18 protein-coding genes are annotated in these 17,955 nt (G+C 61.6%); 11 read left to right on the forward strand and 7 right to left on the reverse strand.

Annotation, left to right across the window (positions count from 1 at the left end):
- The first annotated feature begins 97 nt into the window (after nucleotides 1-97).
- The 3 genes from CUJ90_RS05500 to CUJ90_RS05505 all read left to right on the forward strand — a co-directional run bounded on the left by CUJ90_RS05500 (nucleotide 98) and on the right by CUJ90_RS05505 (nucleotide 2,106).
- A complete protein-coding gene (locus CUJ90_RS05500; protein WP_083085136.1) occupies nucleotides 98-244 on the forward strand; it encodes a DUF3563 family protein in 147 nt (48 codons plus the stop codon).
- A gap of 227 nt (nucleotides 245-471) precedes the next feature.
- Nucleotides 472-813 carry a hypothetical protein gene (locus CUJ90_RS32610; RefSeq protein WP_084561481.1) on the forward strand — a complete coding sequence of 114 codons (342 nt, stop codon included), beginning with the start codon at nucleotides 472-474 and terminating at the stop codon, nucleotides 811-813.
- Nucleotides 814-1,065: 252 nt separating this feature from the next.
- On the forward strand, nucleotides 1,066-2,106 hold the full coding sequence (locus tag CUJ90_RS05505; RefSeq protein ID WP_073431417.1) for an ABC transporter substrate-binding protein: 1,041 nt from the start codon (nucleotides 1,066-1,068) through the stop codon (nucleotides 2,104-2,106).
- 188 nt (nucleotides 2,107-2,294) lie between these two features.
- Here the strand turns inward: CUJ90_RS05505 and CUJ90_RS05510 are convergent, their stop codons facing one another.
- Together CUJ90_RS05510 and CUJ90_RS05515 are read right to left on the reverse strand one after the other, a co-directional pair.
- Entirely contained in the window at nucleotides 2,295-3,140 is an 846-nt protein-coding gene (locus tag CUJ90_RS05510) for a 23S rRNA (adenine(2030)-N(6))-methyltransferase RlmJ (RefSeq protein ID WP_083085537.1), read from the reverse strand.
- Between the two features lie 194 nt (nucleotides 3,141-3,334).
- Nucleotides 3,335-4,306, reverse strand: a complete 972-nt coding sequence (locus tag CUJ90_RS05515) for a potassium channel beta subunit family protein (RefSeq protein WP_114162150.1) — start codon at nucleotides 4,304-4,306, stop codon at nucleotides 3,335-3,337.
- A 223-nt stretch (nucleotides 4,307-4,529) separates the two neighbouring features.
- Between CUJ90_RS05515 and CUJ90_RS05520 the strand changes: the two genes are divergently transcribed.
- Together CUJ90_RS05520 and CUJ90_RS05525 are read left to right on the forward strand one after the other, a co-directional pair.
- Nucleotides 4,530-5,327 carry a 3-hydroxybutyrate dehydrogenase gene (locus CUJ90_RS05520; protein WP_073431419.1) on the forward strand — a complete coding sequence of 266 codons (798 nt, stop codon included), beginning with the start codon at nucleotides 4,530-4,532 and terminating at the stop codon, nucleotides 5,325-5,327.
- A gap of 10 nt (nucleotides 5,328-5,337) precedes the next feature.
- On the forward strand, nucleotides 5,338-6,576 hold the full coding sequence (locus CUJ90_RS05525) for a DUF3734 domain-containing protein (RefSeq protein ID WP_114162151.1): 1,239 nt from the start codon (nucleotides 5,338-5,340) through the stop codon (nucleotides 6,574-6,576).
- Between the two features lie 153 nt (nucleotides 6,577-6,729).
- Here CUJ90_RS05525 and CUJ90_RS05530 read toward each other — a convergent pair whose 3' ends face one another.
- Entirely contained in the window at nucleotides 6,730-7,929 is a 1,200-nt protein-coding gene (locus tag CUJ90_RS05530) for an amino acid aminotransferase (protein ID WP_114162152.1), read from the reverse strand.
- A 394-nt stretch (nucleotides 7,930-8,323) separates the two neighbouring features.
- On the opposite strand from CUJ90_RS05530, the gene uvrB reads away from it, so the two are divergent.
- The 5 genes from uvrB to CUJ90_RS05555 all read left to right on the forward strand — a co-directional run bounded on the left by uvrB (nucleotide 8,324) and on the right by CUJ90_RS05555 (nucleotide 14,070).
- On the forward strand, nucleotides 8,324-10,417 hold the full coding sequence (gene uvrB / locus CUJ90_RS05535) for an excinuclease ABC subunit UvrB (RefSeq protein WP_114162153.1): 2,094 nt from the start codon (nucleotides 8,324-8,326) through the stop codon (nucleotides 10,415-10,417).
- Between the two features lie 317 nt (nucleotides 10,418-10,734).
- Nucleotides 10,735-11,283: an iron transporter gene (locus CUJ90_RS05540; protein ID WP_073431423.1), complete on the forward strand. Its 549-nt coding sequence runs from the start codon at nucleotides 10,735-10,737 to the stop codon at nucleotides 11,281-11,283.
- A gap of 118 nt (nucleotides 11,284-11,401) precedes the next feature.
- A complete protein-coding gene (locus CUJ90_RS05545) occupies nucleotides 11,402-11,734 on the forward strand; it encodes a cupredoxin domain-containing protein (protein ID WP_073431424.1) in 333 nt (110 codons plus the stop codon).
- A gap of 87 nt (nucleotides 11,735-11,821) precedes the next feature.
- Nucleotides 11,822-12,667, forward strand: coding sequence for an FTR1 family iron permease (locus CUJ90_RS05550; protein ID WP_073431425.1), 846 nt, complete (start codon nucleotides 11,822-11,824; stop codon nucleotides 12,665-12,667).
- A complete protein-coding gene (locus CUJ90_RS05555) occupies nucleotides 12,664-14,070 on the forward strand; it encodes a 4Fe-4S binding protein (protein WP_114162154.1) in 1,407 nt (468 codons plus the stop codon). Before CUJ90_RS05550 ends, CUJ90_RS05555 begins: the two co-directional genes overlap by 4 nt.
- A gap of 298 nt (nucleotides 14,071-14,368) precedes the next feature.
- On the opposite strand, the gene hemP is transcribed toward CUJ90_RS05555, so the two are convergent.
- From hemP to CUJ90_RS05575, 4 genes are all read right to left on the reverse strand, one after another.
- Nucleotides 14,369-14,629 (reverse strand): hemin uptake protein HemP, encoded by a 261-nt coding sequence (gene hemP, locus CUJ90_RS05560; RefSeq protein WP_073431427.1) that lies wholly within the window; start codon nucleotides 14,627-14,629, stop codon nucleotides 14,369-14,371.
- 196 nt (nucleotides 14,630-14,825) lie between these two features.
- A complete protein-coding gene (locus tag CUJ90_RS05565) occupies nucleotides 14,826-15,308 on the reverse strand; it encodes an SRPBCC family protein (RefSeq protein ID WP_073431428.1) in 483 nt (160 codons plus the stop codon).
- 47 nt (nucleotides 15,309-15,355) lie between these two features.
- On the reverse strand, nucleotides 15,356-15,754 hold the full coding sequence (locus CUJ90_RS05570; RefSeq protein ID WP_073431429.1) for an OsmC family protein: 399 nt from the start codon (nucleotides 15,752-15,754) through the stop codon (nucleotides 15,356-15,358).
- Nucleotides 15,755-15,914: 160 nt separating this feature from the next.
- Complete coding sequence (locus tag CUJ90_RS05575) at nucleotides 15,915-16,793, reverse strand: pirin family protein (RefSeq protein WP_073431430.1); 879 nt, start codon at nucleotides 16,791-16,793, stop codon at nucleotides 15,915-15,917.
- A 122-nt stretch (nucleotides 16,794-16,915) separates the two neighbouring features.
- Between CUJ90_RS05575 and CUJ90_RS05580 the strand changes: the two genes are divergently transcribed.
- A complete protein-coding gene (locus tag CUJ90_RS05580; protein WP_073431431.1) occupies nucleotides 16,916-17,905 on the forward strand; it encodes a LysR family transcriptional regulator in 990 nt (329 codons plus the stop codon).
- Nucleotides 17,906-17,955 lie beyond the last annotated feature (50 nt).

Raw genomic sequence — 17,955 nt, forward strand, 5'->3', positions numbered from 1 at the left:
CAGGTTGCACCATAAGGCTATAATTCGGGTTAACCCGTTAGCGGGAAATCCCTGATGCTAAATCACCGGGGATTCGATCTGATCCTTGGAGAACATCATGTTTGCATACCTTGTTGAAAAGCTGAGCACGTGGTTTGAAACTGCGGAACGTAGCCGTCGTGAAGCCTACCTGGCGTCATCGTCGGATATCGTTCAGCTCGAGCAGCGCATCCGCTCGCTGGAAACCAACGGCTACTCGCTGTAAGTTTTCACTGCGTCAAGTTTGGCCCGGCAGCGCATATTGCGCAGCCATCGTAGGACAGTGTCGAGCCCCGTACAGACGGGGCTTTGTCACATCTGAATCCAACGTTTCGTGGCGGCGGCGCCGTATGGCTACTCGCGGCGAATATCCTCTAGCCTGATAACCAACGCCGCGGTAAGGTAAAGCGTTTTCCGCATAATCCGGCAACTCAAATCCGCACCGGTCCGCCCATGCATCCTGTCCGCTCGCTGAAATCCCTTCTGGTTGTCGCCGTGGCCGCCGCGCTGGCAACGGCTCTCGCCATGTCGAGCGCTTTGGCCGCGTCGAGCAGCGTACGTAAGCCGGTGATCCTCGACTCGCAAAACGGCATTAGCGACGGTCAGAGCGGAACCATATTGCAGACCGCGCCGCTCTCGCGACAACCGATTGTCGAGGCGCAGCCTATCGCGACGCCTACCGAGTTGACGCCCAATTCGGCGATGCCGTTCGTTATCGCGCCGTACATCCAATTGCCTGTCGGTGGTGGCGTGGCACCGCAGTTGCAACTCCGCCCGGCGCCTCGTTCGCAATAAGCGCCTTTGGCGCGCGACCTCGGCCGTTCGCTTCCATTCCATTGATGTTTCGAGCGGCTCGGCTCGCTCCAGCCGGCTGAGTACCGCTTGCCTTCTTCCGCTCGTGCGCCTGGCATACGGCGCGCGCCATTGGGGTTTGGGCGCATGGCGTGGGCGAAACCGTCCGACGACAATCGTTGCACGGTCCAGCGCCGGGGCATCGGCCATGCATATCAGACGGCGTGAATGAAAAACAGAACAAGGAGACATCAAATGCCTACTCACCGGATGTGGCAGACCATCGGCGCTTTCGCCACGCTGATTGCGCTTGCGGCGCTACCCGGCGTTTCGCTCGCCCGGGACACCCCGGAAAAGCCCACGCTGACGATGGCGGTCGGTGGTTTGCCGGGTCTCTACTATTTACCGGTGCTTGCCGCGCAACAATTGGGTTACTTCAAGGACGAGGGCCTCGACGTTACCCTCGAGGATTTCGCCGGCGGATCGAAAGCGCTGGAAGCGGTGGTGGGCGGCAGCGCCGACGTGGGCGCCGGCGCATTCGAGCACACGCTGTTCATGCAGGCAAAGGGGCAGCGCTACCGGGCGTTCGTTCTGATGGGCCGCGCGCCGCAGATCGTCGTCGCCGTGCTGAAGTCAAGGGCCGATCAGATCAAGACGCTGGCGGACTTCAAAGGAGCGAAAGTCGGGGTGAGCGCGCCGGGTTCATCCACCGATCTCGTGCTCACCGTGGCGCTGCGCAAGGCAGGCGTCCAACGCAACGAGATCTCCGCGATTGGCGTCGGCAGCGGCGCAACGGTACTGGCCGCGGTGAGCGGCGGCCAGATCGACGCGCTTTCCAACGTCGATCCGATGATGACCAAGCTCACGCGCAGCGGCGCTGTCAAGGTTCTGGTCGATACGCGCACGGTGAAAGGCACGCAGGAGGTGTTCGGCGGAACTATGCCCGCCGCGACGCTCTATGCCTCGGAGAATTTCATCCAGAAGTATCCGAAGACGACGCAGGCGCTCGCAAATGCGATCGTGCGCGCGGACCACTGGCTGCAGACCGCGAGCGACGCGGATCTGCTGAAGATGGTGCCCCCGGCGTATCTGCTCAACGACTCGGCGCTCTATGTGGAAGCCTTTCACAACGTGCGCGACGCCTATTCGCCGGACGGCCTGATGCCGGCCGACGGTCCGGCGACTTCATTGCGTGCGTTGGCGTCGTTCGACAATCGGCTCGATCCGAAGAAGATCGATCTGAATACGACGTATACCAACGACTTCGCTCGTAAGGCAGCGGCGCAACTCAAGTAAAGCGGAGCGATGGCATGTAAGCGGGCGGCCGCGCGCGAAATGGGCCGGGACTGCGTGCACGTACGCGCGAGCGTCACATGGCGCGGTCCGCGGCGCTAGGCTTTGTTGCTGAGCGAATGCGATCACGGCCGTCACCCGCTCAAACCACGCGGTCCATTCCCGCGTTCGGCAACTGATCCGCAGCAAACTCAATCGCCGCGATATTCCACCTTGAACTGCGCTGCGTTGTCCTCGCCGAGCGCTTTCACCAGCCAGGGCATCTGGTCTTTGAGCGTTTTCGCGAGCGTATACGGCGGATTCAGGATGAACATGCCGCTACCGAACAATCCAAAGCCGTCTGTCGGCGGATTGCTGACGGTCAGGCTCACATGCAGCCAGTTGCGTTCCTGCAGCTTTTTCAACTGATCGGGAAAGCGCTGCGACTCCTGGCGCCTCACCTGCGGATACCAGACCGCATACGTGCCGGTCGGGAAGCGCTTGAGGCTCTCTTCCAGGCAGCGAAGCGTGCGGGTGTAATCGCGTTTGTCCTCGTACGACGGATCGAGCAGCACCAGCGCGCGGCGCGGCGCTGGCGGCAGCAACGCGAGGATGCCGTCGAAGCCATCGCCCGCATAAAGCATTGCGCGGCGACCCGCGTCGCGGAAGTTATGGCGCAGCACGTCGATTTCGGTGGTGTGCAATTCGAAGAGACGCATGCGGTCCTGCTCGCGTAGCTGCCGCCAGGCGATATACGGCGAGCCCGGATAGAAGCGCAACTGGCCGTCCGGATTGAGCGCGCTCACTTCGTCGACGTAATCGGCGAATAGCGGCGGCAGATCATTACGCCCCCAAAGCTTGGCGATGCCGGTCTGGAACTCGCCGGTTTTGGTCGCGTAGCCTTCCTTCAGCGAGTAGACGCCGGCGCCCGCGTGCGTGTCGATATACCAATAGGCTTTGTCCTTCTGGCCAAGGTAGCGCAATAGTTGCAAGACGACGGCGTGTTTTAGAACATCGGCGTGATTGCCTGCATGAAAGGCGTGGCGATAGCTGAGCATGATGACGAGGCGCTGAAAGAGGGCGGCCGGTCTGAAGCGATCCGGCGATGCGGGTGCAGTGCGGCAGCATGGCTGATGTGCCGCGCGACCGCGTATTGTACGCGACGCCGCATCGCGACTTGCGGCGAGTTCGCGCGGCATGGCCGCGATGGCGCCCGAGCTCACACGTGTCACACGGTTCGGCGCGAGTCTGCTCAGTCGTGGGCGTCGCCGATGATCTCCTCGATACGCTGCTTGATCTCCGGTGTGATTTGCTCGGCCACGTCGGCGGATTTCATGTTCTCGCCGATCTGCTCAACCCGCGACGCGCCCGTGATCACCGTGCTGACATGCGGATTCTTCAGAATCCATGCGATTGCCAACTGGCCGACCGTGCAGCCCAGGTCGTCGGCCACTTCGCCGAGCTTGCCGACCACGTTGTTCTTGCCCGCGTCGGTGACCTGCTTGCGCAGCCAGTCGTAGCCTTGCAATTGCGCGCGGCTGTCGGCGGGCACGCCGTCGCGGTATTTGCCAGTGAGCAGGCCGGACGCAAGCGGGCTCCATGTGGTGAGCCCAAGCCCGATATCTTCGTAAAGCCGCTTATATTCCTGCTCGACGCGCTTGCGATGGAACAGGTTGTACTGCGGCTGCTCCATGACAGGCTTGTGCAAATGGTGCCGCCCCGCAATTTCATAAGCGGCGCGGATTTCATCGGCGCTCCATTCCGACGTACCCCAGTACAGCGCCTTGCCGCGCGTGATCATGTCGCTCATCGCCCAAACGGTTTCCTCGACCGGCGTATTCGGGTCGGGACGATGACAGAACACCAGATCGACATAGTCGAGTTGCAGACGTTTGAGCGACGAGTCGATCGCGTTCAGCAGATATTTGCGGTTCAGCGTGTGGTACTGGTTCGGCGCTTCGGCGAGGCCCCAGAAGAATTTCGTCGACACCACATAGCTCACGCGCGGCCACGCCAGTTCCTTCAGCGCCTGGCCCATGATTTCCTCGGATTTCCCGCCAGCGTACACCTCGGCGTTGTCAAAGAAATTGACTCCCGCGTCACGCGCCGCAGCGAGCGACTCACGCGCCGCGCGATGATCGACCTGGTTGCCGTAGGTGACCCACGAGCCGATGGACAGTTCGCTGACTTGCAGGCCGGAGCGGCCCAGACGTCGATAATTCATGCATGTCTCCTTGATGGTGAGGCAACCGGAATCCCGCGGAAAGCAGCCAGTCTAAAGAGAAAAGTTTGAATGTGCTTTTTACCGCTGGACTTCACACGCTTCATGCACAATAGCAGCGTTGGCCGCGGTGCGGCAGTCAGCCGAACGGCCTATGCCGGTTGGCTGACTTCACGACGCTCGCGGCCCGTGGTCTCATTGCTCATCAACTGCATGGAGGTTCTGCATGTCCTCACCGAACACGAATCTGAATGGCAAGGTCGCGGTGGTTACCGGCGCTGCAAGCGGCATCGGCAAGCAGATCGCGCTGACACTTTCCGCCGCGGGTGCGGCGGTCGCGATCGCCGACCTGAACCAGGACGGGGCGAACGCCGTCGCTGAGGAAATCAGGAAGGGCGGCGGCAAGGCAATCGGCGTGGCAATGGACGTCACGAACGAAGACGCCGTCAACCAGGGCATCGACAAGGTTGCCGCAGAACTCGGCTCGGTCGACATTCTGATTTCCAACGCCGGCATCCAGATCGTCAATCCCATCGAGAACTACTCTTTCTCCGACTGGAAGAAGATGCAGGCGATCCACGTGGACGGCGCGTTCCTCACCACCAAGGCGGCGCTCAAGCACATGTACAAGGACGATCGCGGCGGCATCGTGATCTACATGGGTTCGGTCCATTCGCACGAAGCGTCGCCGCTGAAGTCCGCTTACGTGACGGCCAAGCATGCGCTGCTGGGACTCTCGCGTGTCCTGGCCAAGGAAGGCGCGAAGCATAACGTGCGCTCGCACGTGGTGTGTCCGGGTTTCGTGCGCACGCCGCTCGTCGATAAACAGATTCCCGAGCAGTCCAAGGAACTTGGCATCAGCGAGGAAGAAGTGGTCAAGCGCGTGATGCTCGGTGGCACGGTCGACGGCATCTTCACCACGGTGGAAGACGTCGCGCAGACGGTGTTGTTTCTGTCCACCTTCCCAACGGCCGCACTGACCGGCCAGTCCTTTATTGTGAGCCACGGCTGGTACATGCAATAAGGAGGCGCCCGTGGCGCAACGCAATCTCAAACGGGCGCGCGTTAGCGCGTCCGGCGACGGGAATGGCGAAGGAGCAGGCTCGGCGCCCGCCGCCCAGCCTGCGCAGCCGCTTCAATTGCCCAACTACGAAACCGTCGCGTTGGTGCTGCAAGGCGGCGGCGCATTGGGCGCGTATCAGGCCGGCGTCTATCAGGGGCTTTTCGAAGCCGGCATCGAGCCGAACTGGCTTGCGGGCATTTCGATCGGCGCGTTGAATACCGCGATCATTGCCGGCAATCCGCCGGAAAAACGGGTTGAACGCCTGCTGCAATTCTGGGAGACGATCTGCCAACCGGCTTTCGGACTGCCGTTGCCCGCCTTTGTCGAGCACGCGTTCTTTAATTCGAGCGACGCCATACGCAAGGCTTTCACGGCAACACAGGCAATCGGCGCGATCGTCGAAGGGCAGAAGGGTTTTTTTGTTCCGCGTTTTCCGCCGCCGTTGCCGACGGTCTCCGGACCGCCGCAACTCGCGAGCTACTACGACACCGCGCCGCTAAAAGCGACGCTCGAGGCGCTCTGCGATTTCGACCGGATCAATTCGCGTGAAATGCGGGTGTCGGTAGGGGCGGTCAATTGCGGCACCGGCAATTTCGCGTATTTCGACAACACGCACACCACGCTGAAACCGGAACATTTCATGGCGTCGGGCGCGTTGCCACCGGGCTTCGCGGCGGTGGAAATCGACGGCCAGTACTACTGGGACGGCGGCCTAATGTCGAATACGCCGCTCTACGAGGTGATCCAGTCCACGCCGCGCCGCGACACGCTCGCGTTCCAGGTCGATCTGTGGAGCGCGATAGGTCCGGTGCCGGATAGCATCACCGACGTTCAGGGGCGCATGAAGGACATCCAGTATTCGAGCCGCACGCGTCTCGTGACCGATATGCTGCAACGCTCGCAGCGTTTCCGGCATGTGTTGCGCGAGGTGCTCGATCGGGTGCCGTCCGAGCAGCGTGACGACCCATGGTGCAAGCTGGCCGAAGATCTGTCGTGTTCGAAGCGCTACAACGTGCTGCATCTCATCTACCGGCACAAGGAATACGAAGGGCACTACAAGGACTTCCAGTTCGGTCTGTCGACCATGCGCGAACACTGGCAAAGCGGTCTGGAAGACATTCGTCATTCCCTTTCACAGCCCGATTGGCTCGATATGCCGGATAACGATGCGGGCTTTGTCACGCACGATATTCATCGGGATTCGCGCTGAACGAACGGCAGGTTAATCAAGCAAGCAGCAACTGGCGAGCAAGTAACTCGCCGCCAATAAAAAACGGCGCCTTCGAAAAAGGCGCCGTTTGGTTCCGAGACAGTTCCGGCAAAAACGCGAGCAATGGTCCCTCGCGTTCTGCTTTGAAGCGCCTTACTTTAATACGTGAGCAATCGCGTTAGTCACCACGTCGAGATTGCGCGTGTTCAGCGCAGCCACGCAGATGCGGCCCGTGCTCACGGCATAGATGCCGAACTCTTCGCGCAGACGGTCCACTTGCGGCGCGGTCAGGCCCGAATACGAGAACATGCCGCGTTGCGCGTTCACGAAGCTGAAGTCGCGATCCACGCCGCTTGCCTTCAGGCGTTCGACCAGACCGTTGCGCATGGCGCGGATACGGTCGCGCATTTCGCCCAGTTCCATTTCCCACGTTGCACGCAGTTCGGGCGAGGCCAACACCGCCGCGACCACCGAGCCGCCGTGTGTAGGCGGGTTCGAATAGTTGGTGCGGATCACGCGCTTCAGTTGCGACAGCACGCGGACAGCTTCTTCCTTGCTGGCCGTGATGATCGACAGTGCGCCGACGCGCTCGCCGTACAGCGAGAACGACTTCGAGAACGACGACGACACGAACACGTTCAGTTCCGATGCCGCGAACAGGCGTACCGCCGCGGCGTCCGCTTCGATGTTGTCGCCGAAGCCTTGGTACGCGATGTCGAGGAACGGCACCAGATTGCGCGCCTTGACGACTTCCACGACCTGCTTCCATTGATCCACCGTCAGGTCCACGCCCGTCGGATTGTGGCAGCACGCGTGCAGCACGACGACGGTGCCGGCGGCGTAGCTATTCAATGCGCTGAGCATGCCTTCGAAGTTCACGCCGTGGGTGCGCGCGTCGTAGTACGGGTAGGACACGACCTCGAAGCCGGCGCTTTCGAACAGCGCGCGATGGTTTTCCCAGCTCGGATCGCTGATGGCGACCTTGCCGTTCGGGTTCAGGCGCTTCAGGAAGTCTGCGCCGATTTTCAGCGCGCCCGTGCCGCCCAGTGCTTGCGCCGTCACGACGCGGCCCGCTGCGATCAACGGCGAGTCGTTGCCGAGCAGCAGCTTTTGCACGGCGGCGTCGTAGGCCGCGATGCCTTCGATCGGCAAATACCCGCGCGGCAGCGCGGCTTCGACGCGAGCCTTTTCGGCTTCACGCACGGCGCGCAGCAGCGGAATCTTGCCTTCTTCGTTGAAGTACACGCCGACGCCAAGATTGACCTTGGTGGCGCGCGCATCGGCGTTGAAGGCTTCGTTCAGGCCCAGAATCGGGTCGCGGGGAGCAAGTTCGACGGCGGAGAACAGAGACATGGTGGGTGGGCAGCAGTAGTGAAAAGAGGGCGGCTTCGAGCGCGGGCGGTCCCGGACAGGCAGGGGACGGCAACGAGCGAGCGCAGCTTCGCATTGTAACGAATCCGCGAACGTTTTTTGGGCCGAGAACTCGATCAGAGCGGATTATTTGCTTGAAAAACAGGCATTCCGGCGTCATCTGGTTACAAGAATTCGCGCGAAAGATGCCCGCCGACCGGCGCGCCGCAGACGCGCGTCGCGCTCGATCACACACGACAGGGTGCAAGAAATCAGCCGCCAACTCGAGGCGCGAATCCGCCCCTCAAAGCGCCTCGAAACCTACGCCGACCCGCTCAGCTCACGATCCCGCAACCCGTTAGAATAGTCCTTTGCCTAAGGCACGGTACCGCCCCACATGTCCGAACAACATCTGACCGAAGCCGGGGATACGCTCGACGAATCGAAATTCGTCACGTTCGACGGCTCGCCGTTCCAGCTGTATCAACCCTATCCGCCCGCCGGCGACCAGCCGACCGCGATCGAGACGCTCGTCGAGGGCGTCGAGGACGGCCTCGCGTTCCAGACGCTGCTCGGCGTGACCGGCTCAGGCAAGACTTTCACAATGGCGAACACCATCGCGCGGCTCGGCCGCCCGGCGATGGTGTTCGCGCCGAACAAGACGCTGGCCGCGCAGCTCTACTCGGAGTTTCGCGAGTTCTTTCCGCGCAACGCGGTCGAGTACTTCGTCTCGTACTACGACTACTACCAGCCGGAAGCGTACGTGCCGCAGCGCGACCTGTTCATCGAGAAGGATTCGTCGATCAACGAGCACATCGAGCAGATGCGGCTGTCGGCCACCAAGAGCCTGATGGAGCGGCGCGACGTGGTGATCGTCGGCACGGTGTCGGCCATCTACGGTATCGGCAATCCGTCCGAATATCACAAGATGATCCTGACGCTGCGCACCGGCGACAGGCTCGGCCAGCGCGACATCATCGCGCGGCTGATCGCCATGCAGTACAACCGCAACGAAGCGGACTTCCAGCGCGGTTCGTTCCGGGTGCGCGGCGACACGATCGATATTTTCCCGGCCGAACACGCGGAAATGGCGGTCCGCGTCGAATTGTTCGACGACGAAGTCGAAACGCTGCAGCTATTCGACCCGCTCACCGGCCGCGTGCGCCAGAAGATTCCGCGCTTTACCGTCTATCCGTCGTCGCACTATGTGACGCCGCGCGACACCGTGATCCGCGCCGTCGAAACGATCAAGAACGAACTTCGCGAACGGCTCGAATTCTTCTATAGCCAAGGCAAGCTGGTCGAAGCGCAGCGGCTCGAGCAGCGCACCCGCTTCGATCTGGAAATGCTGCAGGAACTCGGTTTCTGCAAGGGCATCGAGAATTACTCGCGGCACTTCTCGGGCGCGGCGCCCGGCGAGCCGCCGCCCACGCTGGTCGACTACCTGCCGCCGGACGCGATCATGCTGCTCGACGAATCGCACGTGCTGATCGGCCAGCTGAACGGCATGTACAACGGCGACCGCGCGCGCAAGGAGAACCTGGTGGACTACGGCTTCCGCCTGCCGTCCGCGCTCGATAACCGGCCGCTCAAGTTCAACGAGTTCGAGCGCAAGATGCGCCAGGTGGTGTTCGTGTCGGCCACGCCGGCGGACTACGAAAAGAAAACGGCGGGACAGGTCGCCGAGCAGTTGGTGCGTCCTACCGGGCTCGTCGACCCGGAAATCGAGGTGCGGCCGGCGCGTTCCCAGGTCGACGACGTGCTCGCCGAGATCAACGAGCGCGTCAAGGCGGGCGACCGCGTGCTGGTCACGGTGCTGACCAAGCGGATGGCCGAGCAGCTCACGGAGTTTCTGGCCGACCACGGCGTCAAGGTGCGCTATCTGCACAGCGACATCGATACGGTGGAGCGGGTCGAGATCATCCGCGATTTGCGCCTGGGCACCTTCGACGTGCTGGTGGGGATCAACCTGCTGCGTGAAGGGCTGGATATTCCGGAAGTCTCGCTGGTCGCGATTCTCGACGCGGACAAAGAGGGCTTCCTGCGCGCCGAGCGCTCCCTGATCCAGACCATCGGCCGGGCAGCGCGCAACGTGAACGGCAAGGCGATTCTCTACGCGGACAAAGTCACCGACTCGATGCGCCGCGCCATCGACGAAACCGAACGGCGGCGCGCGAAGCAGATCGCGTTCAACCTCGAAAAAGGCATCACGCCGCGCGGGGTGGTGAAGCGCATCCGCGACATTATCGACGGCGTATACAACGTCGATGACGCCCGCGCCGAACTGAAGGAACAGCAAACCCGCGCGAAATTCGAAGACATGTCCGAGAAGCAGCTCGCCAAGGAACTCAAGCGTCTCGAAAAGCAGATGATGGAGCACGCCAGGAATCTCGAGTTCGAAAAGGCCGCGCAGACCCGGGATCAACTGGCCTTGCTGCGCCAACGTGTGTTTGGAGCCAACGTGGGCGATCACGTGTCCGGTGTCGAATAAGCCTCTTCCCGTCTGGGGCGCGGCAACGTGCCGCGTCCCGTCTCGTCCGCCCCGCATCCCGCCATCTCCTTCACACGCGCTTCCTTAAGACGGCCTTAAGACCCTGCTGCCATAAGGCTCTGCGTGCGTTCGTATTTGTTTCCCCTGGCGATCAATGATAAACTCGCCCAATATTGAGAATGGTTCGCATTAACGTTCGTATATGCCATTTGCGTACGGACCATCGCTTCCTTTAAGGACGTGGCCGGTGCATCAGTGCATGCGTAACGCACATTCCAATGGGTTCGGTTCCAGTCAGATAAAAACAAGGAGTTTCAATGCGGATTTCTTCATTTGTGCGCGGCGGCGCCGCAGCGGTGGCTGCGGTAGCGGCTCTCTCGGCAACGGCGGCGGAATACCCGATCGGCAAGCAGCAGATTCGCGACGGCATTGAAATCGCCGCTGTCTACCTGCAGCCGATCACGATGGAACCGGAAGGCATGATGCGCAAGGCGTCGGATTCGGACATCCACCTGGAAGCCGACATTCACGCGGTCAAGCACAATCCGACCGGTTTTGCCGAAGGCGACTGGATGCCGTATCTGCAAGTGCGCTATGAATTGACGAAAGCCGGTTCCAACCAGACGCAGAAGGGCGACCTGATGGCGATGGTCGCCAACGACGGTCCGCACTACGGCGACAACGTCAAGCTGCAAGGCCCGGGCAAGTACCACCTGAAGATGATCGTCGAAGCGCCGATGCAAACCGGCCACATGGCCTTCGGCCGTCACGTCGACAAGGAAACCGGCGTGGGTCCGTGGTTCAAGCCGATCACGCTCGAATACGATTTCACCTTCGCCGGCATCGGCAAGAAGGGCGGTTACTGATCGCAGCGGGTCATCGCGCCTCGTCAAGCGTCGTCGCATGGCGGGGCGTGAGTGAATGAATGCAGCAGGCGGCGGGCGAACGTTGAGTCCTCGCGCGCCGCGTTTCCCGGAAAGGCTAATGAGAATGAACCGAAAGATCGCGATCCTCGCCACCACGGCTTTGCTGGCGGGTGCGGTCCACGCCGCGGATCTGCCGACCTTCAAGCTGGAAATGAACGACGGCAAGCTGACGCCGGCGCGCATCGAGGTGCCGGCGGGGCAGCGTATCAAGATCGAAGTGCGCAACACCGGCAAGGGCGCAGCCGAATTCGAAAGCGTCCAGTTGCGTAAGGAAAAGGTGCTGGCGCCGGGCGCGGAGTCGTTCGTCGTGATCGCGCCGCTCGAGCCGGGCGAATACAAGTTTTTCGACGATTTCCACCAGCAGGCGCAGGGCGTGATCGTCGCGAAGTAACGGATAACGGCCAGGACGCGAGCGCGGGCCTTCCTCGGTTACGCGTTCGCGACAGCAGTAGCGGTAAAGGGTAGACGGGAGGGCTTGATGGGTCAGATTCTATTCATCGTGTGGCGGGAAAGCGTCGAGGCGTTGCTGGTGGTCGGCATCCTGTACGCATGGCTGAAAAATGGCGACGACGACGCGCGCCGCGGTTTGCCGTACCTGTGGGGTGGCGTCGCGGCCGGCTTGATCGCTGCTGTCGCGCTGGGCGCCGCGCTGGTTGGTTTCACGGAAGTGCTCTCCGGAGACGCGCAGGATTATTTCCAGACCGCGATGGTACTGGTCGCGTGCGTGCTGATCGTGCAGATGGTGCTGTGGATGAAGCAGCACGGCCGGTCGCTGAAGCGCGACATGGAACAGTCGCTGCAAAAAAGCCAGCGCGATTCGAACTGGTGGGGCGTCGCGTTGCTGGTCGCCCTCGCGATCGCGCGCGAAGGCAGCGAGACGGTGATCTTCCTGTACGGCCTCGGCTTCGGCCAATCCGGTCACGTGGACGGCGGCCAGATGCTCGCGGTCGTGATCGGCCTCGGTCTCGCCTTCCTCACTTTCTATGTGCTGCAATTGGGCGGCAAGCTCTTCTCGTGGCGGCTCTTTTTCCGCGTCACGGAAATCATGCTGCTGTTCCTCGGCGCTGGTCTTTTCCAGACCGGTGTAGACAAGCTGATCGACAAGGAATTTCTGCCGACGATCGTCGACCAGTTGTGGAATTCGTCTGCGATCCTCGATGATTCGAACACGTTCGGCTCGCTGGTCTCGACGCTCACCGGCTATCGCGCTCACCCGGCGCTAATGAATCTGATTGCCTACGCGGTGTACTGGGCAGTTGTCTATCTGCTGTTGCGTCGTGCAAATCGCAAGCCGGCGCGACAGGCCGCAGGGCGCACGGCATGAGCACGGTCATGACCCGTCCGGGCCGCCTCGCAGCGGCCGGGCAGTGGATGCAGCGCCACGGCGCTGTGATCCGCGGTATTCAGTGGGTCGTGGTGGCGGTGTACGCATTTCTGATCCTGGTGCCCGCGGTCATGCCGCTGCCGGACGACACCTCGCATCTCTGGAACAATCTGACGCTCGCCGCGCAGTTCGTGTTCTGGGGCATTTGGTGGCCGTTCGTGCTGCTCTCGATGGTGATGCTCGGCCGCGTCTGGTGCGGCGTGCTGTGTCCGGAAGGTGCGCTCGCGGAATTCGCCAGCAAATATGGGCGCGGCTGGGCGATTCCACGCTGGATGCGCTGGGGCGGCTGGCCTTTCGTCGCGTTCGGCACCACCACCATCTATGGCCAGATGGTGAGCGTCTACCAGTATCCGAAGGCCGTGCTGCTGGTGCTCGGCGGCTCGACGTTCGCGGCGATCATCATCGGGTTGCTCTACGGACGCGAGAAGCGGGTCTGGTGCAAATATCTCTGCCCCGTCAACGGGGTTTTTTCGCTTCTGGCGCGCCTGGCGCCGTTCCATTACAAAGTCGATGAAGACGCGTGGCGCCGTTCGTACAAGAACGGCGAGCATGGACATCGCGTAATTCCGATCAATTGCGCGCCGTTGGTGCCGTTGCGCAATATGAAGGGTGCGTCGGACTGCCATATGTGCGGTCGCTGCAGCGGGCACCGCGATGCGATTGCGCTGACGTGGCGCGCGCCGTCATCGGAAGTCGTGCAACTCGGCGACAAACAGGCGAACGTGTGGGATACCGTGCTGATCCTGTACGGCCTGCTCGGCATTGCGATCGGCGCGTTTCACTGGACCGCCTCGCGCTGGTTCATCGATCTGAAGATGTTCTTTGCGACCTGGCTGGTCGATCACGACATCACCTGGCCGCTGCAGACCAACGCGCCTTGGTTCCTTTTCACGCATTACCCCGAGCAGAACGACGTATTCTCCTGGCTCGACGGCACGATGGTGATCGGCTACATCCTCGCCACTGCACTGGGGTATGGCACCGCGCTGCTGTTGTTGCTAATGGGCGCGACGCGCATGCTTGGGCGCTTCAATACCGTGCGCCTGCATCATCTGACGCAAGGGCTGATTCCGATCGCGGGCGCCGGCGTCTTTCTTGGGCTCTCGGCAACCACGCTGTCGCTGCTGCGCGCGGAACATGTGTCGTTGTGGTGGGCGTCGGATATGCGTATCGCAATTCTGGCGATTGCCAACGTCTGGAGCGCATGGCTTGTCTGGCGCGTCACGCGTCGCTATAGCGAACAGTTCTTTCCGCGTAGCCTCGCGATGGCGTGGTTCGTCGCGGCGCTGGCTGTTGTCGACAGCGCCTGGTGGCTGATGTTCTGGGGCTGGGCGTCGAAATAAGTCTGAACGTTTCAACGCGCATGCCTTGGGTCTCGGCATTACCTGCGCCTTAGCAAACAAAAAGCCGTGGAGATGACAACATCCCACGGCTTTTCTTTTCTACATGTGCGATACGCGGCGTTTTCGCGTATCCGCATTGGTTGAGAACCAAAAAAGCGGCCTGGCTGGCTGCGACGGCTGGCTTGGTGTCTGCACGAAGGGGTCTAGTTCTCACGTGCAAGCCGTCGTGGCTGGCTACTGCCTAACACCTCTCGAAGAGGTGGTCCCCACAATACCCGGTACTTACTCTATTCTTTCGTTACTTCGTCAGGATCAGCTTGCCGAGACGCGTGGCGCGCAGCTGATAGGTTTCGCCGTTATGCACGATGCTGACGTGACTATGTCCTTGCAGCAAAGCGTCGCTGCGCACGGCTCGTTCCGACTTCTCGCCTGAACCGTTTGCGCGTTCGGCAGCGGGCTTCGCTGCGGTTACCGTCGCCGCTGGTGCTTTCGGACGGCTGGTTAGCGCGGCCGCCGGGCGGCGCAGACTGAGCGTGGAAGAACGGTTGAGATCGGTCATTCGTTTTTGGCTGTTCGTCGATTCGATGGATGAATTCTAAATGATAACTATTCCTATTTACAAGGAAGAGAAATTCATCGGATTCGACTTTCGATAGTTAGACAAACAGAATGAGCGAGAAGAGGATATCGGCCATCGCGATCGTGGCGCGTCGATGCACAGCAGGCACTAGCATGCGGCGACCGCCGAGCGCGACTCAATGAAGGGGGCCGGGCTCCTGCTTCGTCTGCATGTACTGGCGAATCAACCGTACTGTATCGATGTCGTTCTCGCGATACGCCGACTTCACGATTTCCTGCGTCTGCACCGCGTCCTGATCGTCGGACACGGGAAGTGTGGTGGCGTACTCGAACCGCAGGAAGAGTTGCAGTTCGTCCGGCTGCTCAATGGTCATCGTCAGCGACCCGCCCACGTGGTCTGCGGTCGGCAGGATGTCGTAGCGCACGCTCTGGCTGTCCTGCAGCGTGACGCGGTCACGCACGGTGGCCTGGCCGTAGTGCAGTTCACGTTCAAGTACGTTGCCGTCGCGCGAAAGAATCGTGCAGCTGTCGAGTCCGATCACGAATAGTTGCGGCTGCTCGGCGCGCAACACGAGCCCCTCCCACAGCTGCTCGCGGGTCATCGAGTCGACGAAGGGATTCAACGGGTCGTTGATCTGGATGAGGTGTTCGAAATTCAAAGACGGCTTCCTATCAAAGCGTTGCAATACATATGGCTAGTGCGGTGTCACGCGACAGCGAGGCCCGAGCGGATCGTGATCGAATGCGTGAGGATCTTGTGAACCGGGCACGCATTGGCAATTTGCAAAAGCCGTTCCCGCTGCTCGTCGGACAGGTCACCCTCGAGCACGATCTGACGATCGATGGACGTGCCCGCTTCGCCGGTTTCGATGGCGAGCGTCACGCGCACGTCGGCGAGCGGCCAGCCCTTGCGTTGAGCGTACATCTTCAGCGTGATCGACGTGCAGGCGCCGAGGCTCGAGAGCAGCAGCGAAACAGGCGTCGGCCCGCGATCACCACCGCCGAGCGATTCGGGTTCATCGGCAAGCCACGTGTGTTTGCCGTCGTCGAAAAGTACCTGGAAATTCGTCGAACCGATGTGGGCGGTGACGTTGGGTTCGGCCATGCGCGCTCCTGAATAGGGACGGAAATCGCCGCGCGATACGGCACGTTGTGATTAAACGGCGCGGCGCGCGGCATGAATTGCTATTGTGAACGAATTTACCGGCGTTCGCGCCGTGGCTCACGGGCGGGTGGCAGGTTGGCGCCGAGCTGTCAGCCTCTCATCAATGCGTGATCGCGCCCATGCGCCCCGCCTGGTAGTCGACGACGGCCTGGCGGATCTCGTCTTCCGTGTTCATCACGAACGGGCCGTAGCGCACAACCGGTTCCTTCAGTGGCACGCCCCCCAGGAGCAGCACTTCGAGCGGCTCGGCGCCGGCCGTGAGCGTGACGGTCTCGCCGTCGTTCTGAAACACGACCATTTGCCGCGCGCCGATTTCCTGGCGTGCTTCGCCTTCGCCGTAGAGGCCCTTGCCGGACAAGCTGTAGGCGAACACGCGATAGTCGGCCGGCACCGGCTGCCGGATCGTTGCGCCGGGCTGCAGCGAGAAATGCTGATACAGGATCGGCGTGCGCGTTTCGATCGCGGCTTTCACGCCGAGCGCTTCGCCGGCGATCACTTTGACTCGCACCTTGCCGTCCGCCGAAGTCGCAACCGGAATGCTCGACGACGGCATGTCCTGGTAGCGCGGCGCGATCATCTTGTCGCGACGCGGCAGGTTCACCCAGAGTTGCAAGCCGTGCACGCGCCCGCCGGTGCGCACGAACGACGGGTCCGGCATCTCGCTGTGCACGACGCCCGCGCCCGCGGTCATCCATTGCACATCGCCGGCATGGAGCGTGCCCGAATGGCCCGCCGAATCCTTATGGCCGAACTGGCCCTCCAGCACATAAGTGACCGTCTCGAAGCCGCGGTGCGGATGGTCCGGCGCCCCCTTGGCTTCGCCCGGCGCGTAATCGATCGGCCCCATTTCGTCGAGCAGCAGGAACGGATCGAAATCCATCAGCATGCGGGTCGGGAACGGACGGTGGACGATGAAGCCCCCGCCCTCGGTCGTGCGAACGGCCGGATACGTCCGTTCGATCGTGCGTGTCGTGCTCATCAAATGTCACCTCGAAAAATGGGAATAGCGCTATTTTTGAAACATGGAGCTATTATAGGGACCGTTTTTAGGGGTGCCAGCCGCCGTCATGCAATTGATTGTTCTATTAATGGAACGATGAGATGAAGATCGATTCACACAACCTGAATGACCTGATGTACTTCTCCCAGGTCGTCGAACACGGTGGTTTTTCCGCCGCCGAGCGCGTGCTGGGGATCTCCAAGTCACGCCTATCGCGCCGGCTGACCGAACTTGAGGCGTCGTTGGGCGTGCGTCTGTTACAGCGTTCCACACGCAAGCTGGCGCTGACCGAAGCCGGCCAGCTCTTCTATCAGCACTGTCAGGCGATGCTGAGCGAGGCGCAAGCAGCCGTCAACGTCGTGCAGCAATTGCGCTCGTCGCCGCGCGGCACGGTGCGGGTGAGCGTGCCGGTCACGGTTTCGCAGACCATCCTGTCGCAAATCCTGCCCGAATTCATGCACCGCTTTCCGGAAGTACGCGTGGTGATGCGAGTGACGAACCGCGTGATCGACCTGTTCGAGGATTCGATCGATGTCGCGCTGCGCGTGCGTTCCGATCCGCCCGAAAGCGCGAACATCGTGGTGCGGCCGTTGTGGCGTACGCAGCAGATGCTGGTGGGCGCCCCGAGCCTGTTGCAGCAGAATGCGCCGCCGCTGTTGCCGGCCGATCTCAATCGTTTTGAAACCCTCGACGTGCCGACCGGCGACGGACGCCACGTCTACAACCTGATCGCGCCGGACGGCACACGTCATGCGCATGAACACGAGCCGCGTCTCGTGACCGCCGATCTGATGACGATACGTGAGGCGGTGCTGGCCGGCGTCGGCATCGCCGCGCTGCCGGAGATGATGTACGGCGCATCGTTGCGTGCGGGGCAATTGTCGCCCGTGATGCCGGGCTGGACTTTCCCGACGCCGCAGTTGTACGCGGTATTCGTCTCGCGGCAGGGGATGGTGCCGGCCGTGCGTGCTTTTGTCGATTATCTGGTCGAGATGCTCGATCCGGACGACGGCAAGCACGTCACGGGTGAGTGTCCGGTAAGAGAGGAGAAAAACGCCGCGGCACAGCCGGCGCTCGCGGTTACCTCATAGCCCGCTAAGCCTTCGAGCATCGCTTTTAGCATTTAAGCGCGGCTTGTCAT

This window comes from Paraburkholderia terricola (assembly GCF_003330825.1).
In the GTDB taxonomy this organism is placed as follows: Bacteria; Pseudomonadota; Gammaproteobacteria; order Burkholderiales; family Burkholderiaceae; genus Paraburkholderia; species Paraburkholderia terricola.

Coding starts and splice junctions, on each gene's coding strand:
- CUJ90_RS05500 (WP_083085136.1), top strand. CDS start 98: ATGTTTGCATACCTTGTTGAAAAGCTGAGCACGTGGTTTGAAACTGCG.
- CUJ90_RS32610 (WP_084561481.1), top strand. CDS start 472: ATGCATCCTGTCCGCTCGCTGAAATCCCTTCTGGTTGTCGCCGTGGCC.
- CUJ90_RS05505 (WP_073431417.1), top strand. CDS start 1,066: ATGCCTACTCACCGGATGTGGCAGACCATCGGCGCTTTCGCCACGCTG.
- CUJ90_RS05510 (WP_083085537.1), bottom strand. CDS start 3,140: ATGCTCAGCTATCGCCACGCCTTTCATGCAGGCAATCACGCCGATGTT.
- CUJ90_RS05515 (WP_114162150.1), bottom strand. CDS start 4,306: ATGAATTATCGACGTCTGGGCCGCTCCGGCCTGCAAGTCAGCGAACTG.
- CUJ90_RS05520 (WP_073431419.1), top strand. CDS start 4,530: ATGTCCTCACCGAACACGAATCTGAATGGCAAGGTCGCGGTGGTTACC.
- CUJ90_RS05530 (WP_114162152.1), bottom strand. CDS start 7,929: ATGTCTCTGTTCTCCGCCGTCGAACTTGCTCCCCGCGACCCGATTCTG.
- uvrB (WP_114162153.1), top strand. CDS start 8,324: ATGTCCGAACAACATCTGACCGAAGCCGGGGATACGCTCGACGAATCG.
- CUJ90_RS05540 (WP_073431423.1), top strand. CDS start 10,735: ATGCGGATTTCTTCATTTGTGCGCGGCGGCGCCGCAGCGGTGGCTGCG.
- CUJ90_RS05545 (WP_073431424.1), top strand. CDS start 11,402: ATGAGAATGAACCGAAAGATCGCGATCCTCGCCACCACGGCTTTGCTG.
- CUJ90_RS05550 (WP_073431425.1), top strand. CDS start 11,822: ATGGGTCAGATTCTATTCATCGTGTGGCGGGAAAGCGTCGAGGCGTTG.
- CUJ90_RS05555 (WP_114162154.1), top strand. CDS start 12,664: ATGAGCACGGTCATGACCCGTCCGGGCCGCCTCGCAGCGGCCGGGCAG.
- hemP (WP_073431427.1), bottom strand. CDS start 14,629: ATGACCGATCTCAACCGTTCTTCCACGCTCAGTCTGCGCCGCCCGGCG.
- CUJ90_RS05570 (WP_073431429.1), bottom strand. CDS start 15,754: ATGGCCGAACCCAACGTCACCGCCCACATCGGTTCGACGAATTTCCAG.
- CUJ90_RS05575 (WP_073431430.1), bottom strand. CDS start 16,793: ATGAGCACGACACGCACGATCGAACGGACGTATCCGGCCGTTCGCACG.
- CUJ90_RS05580 (WP_073431431.1), top strand. CDS start 16,916: ATGAAGATCGATTCACACAACCTGAATGACCTGATGTACTTCTCCCAG.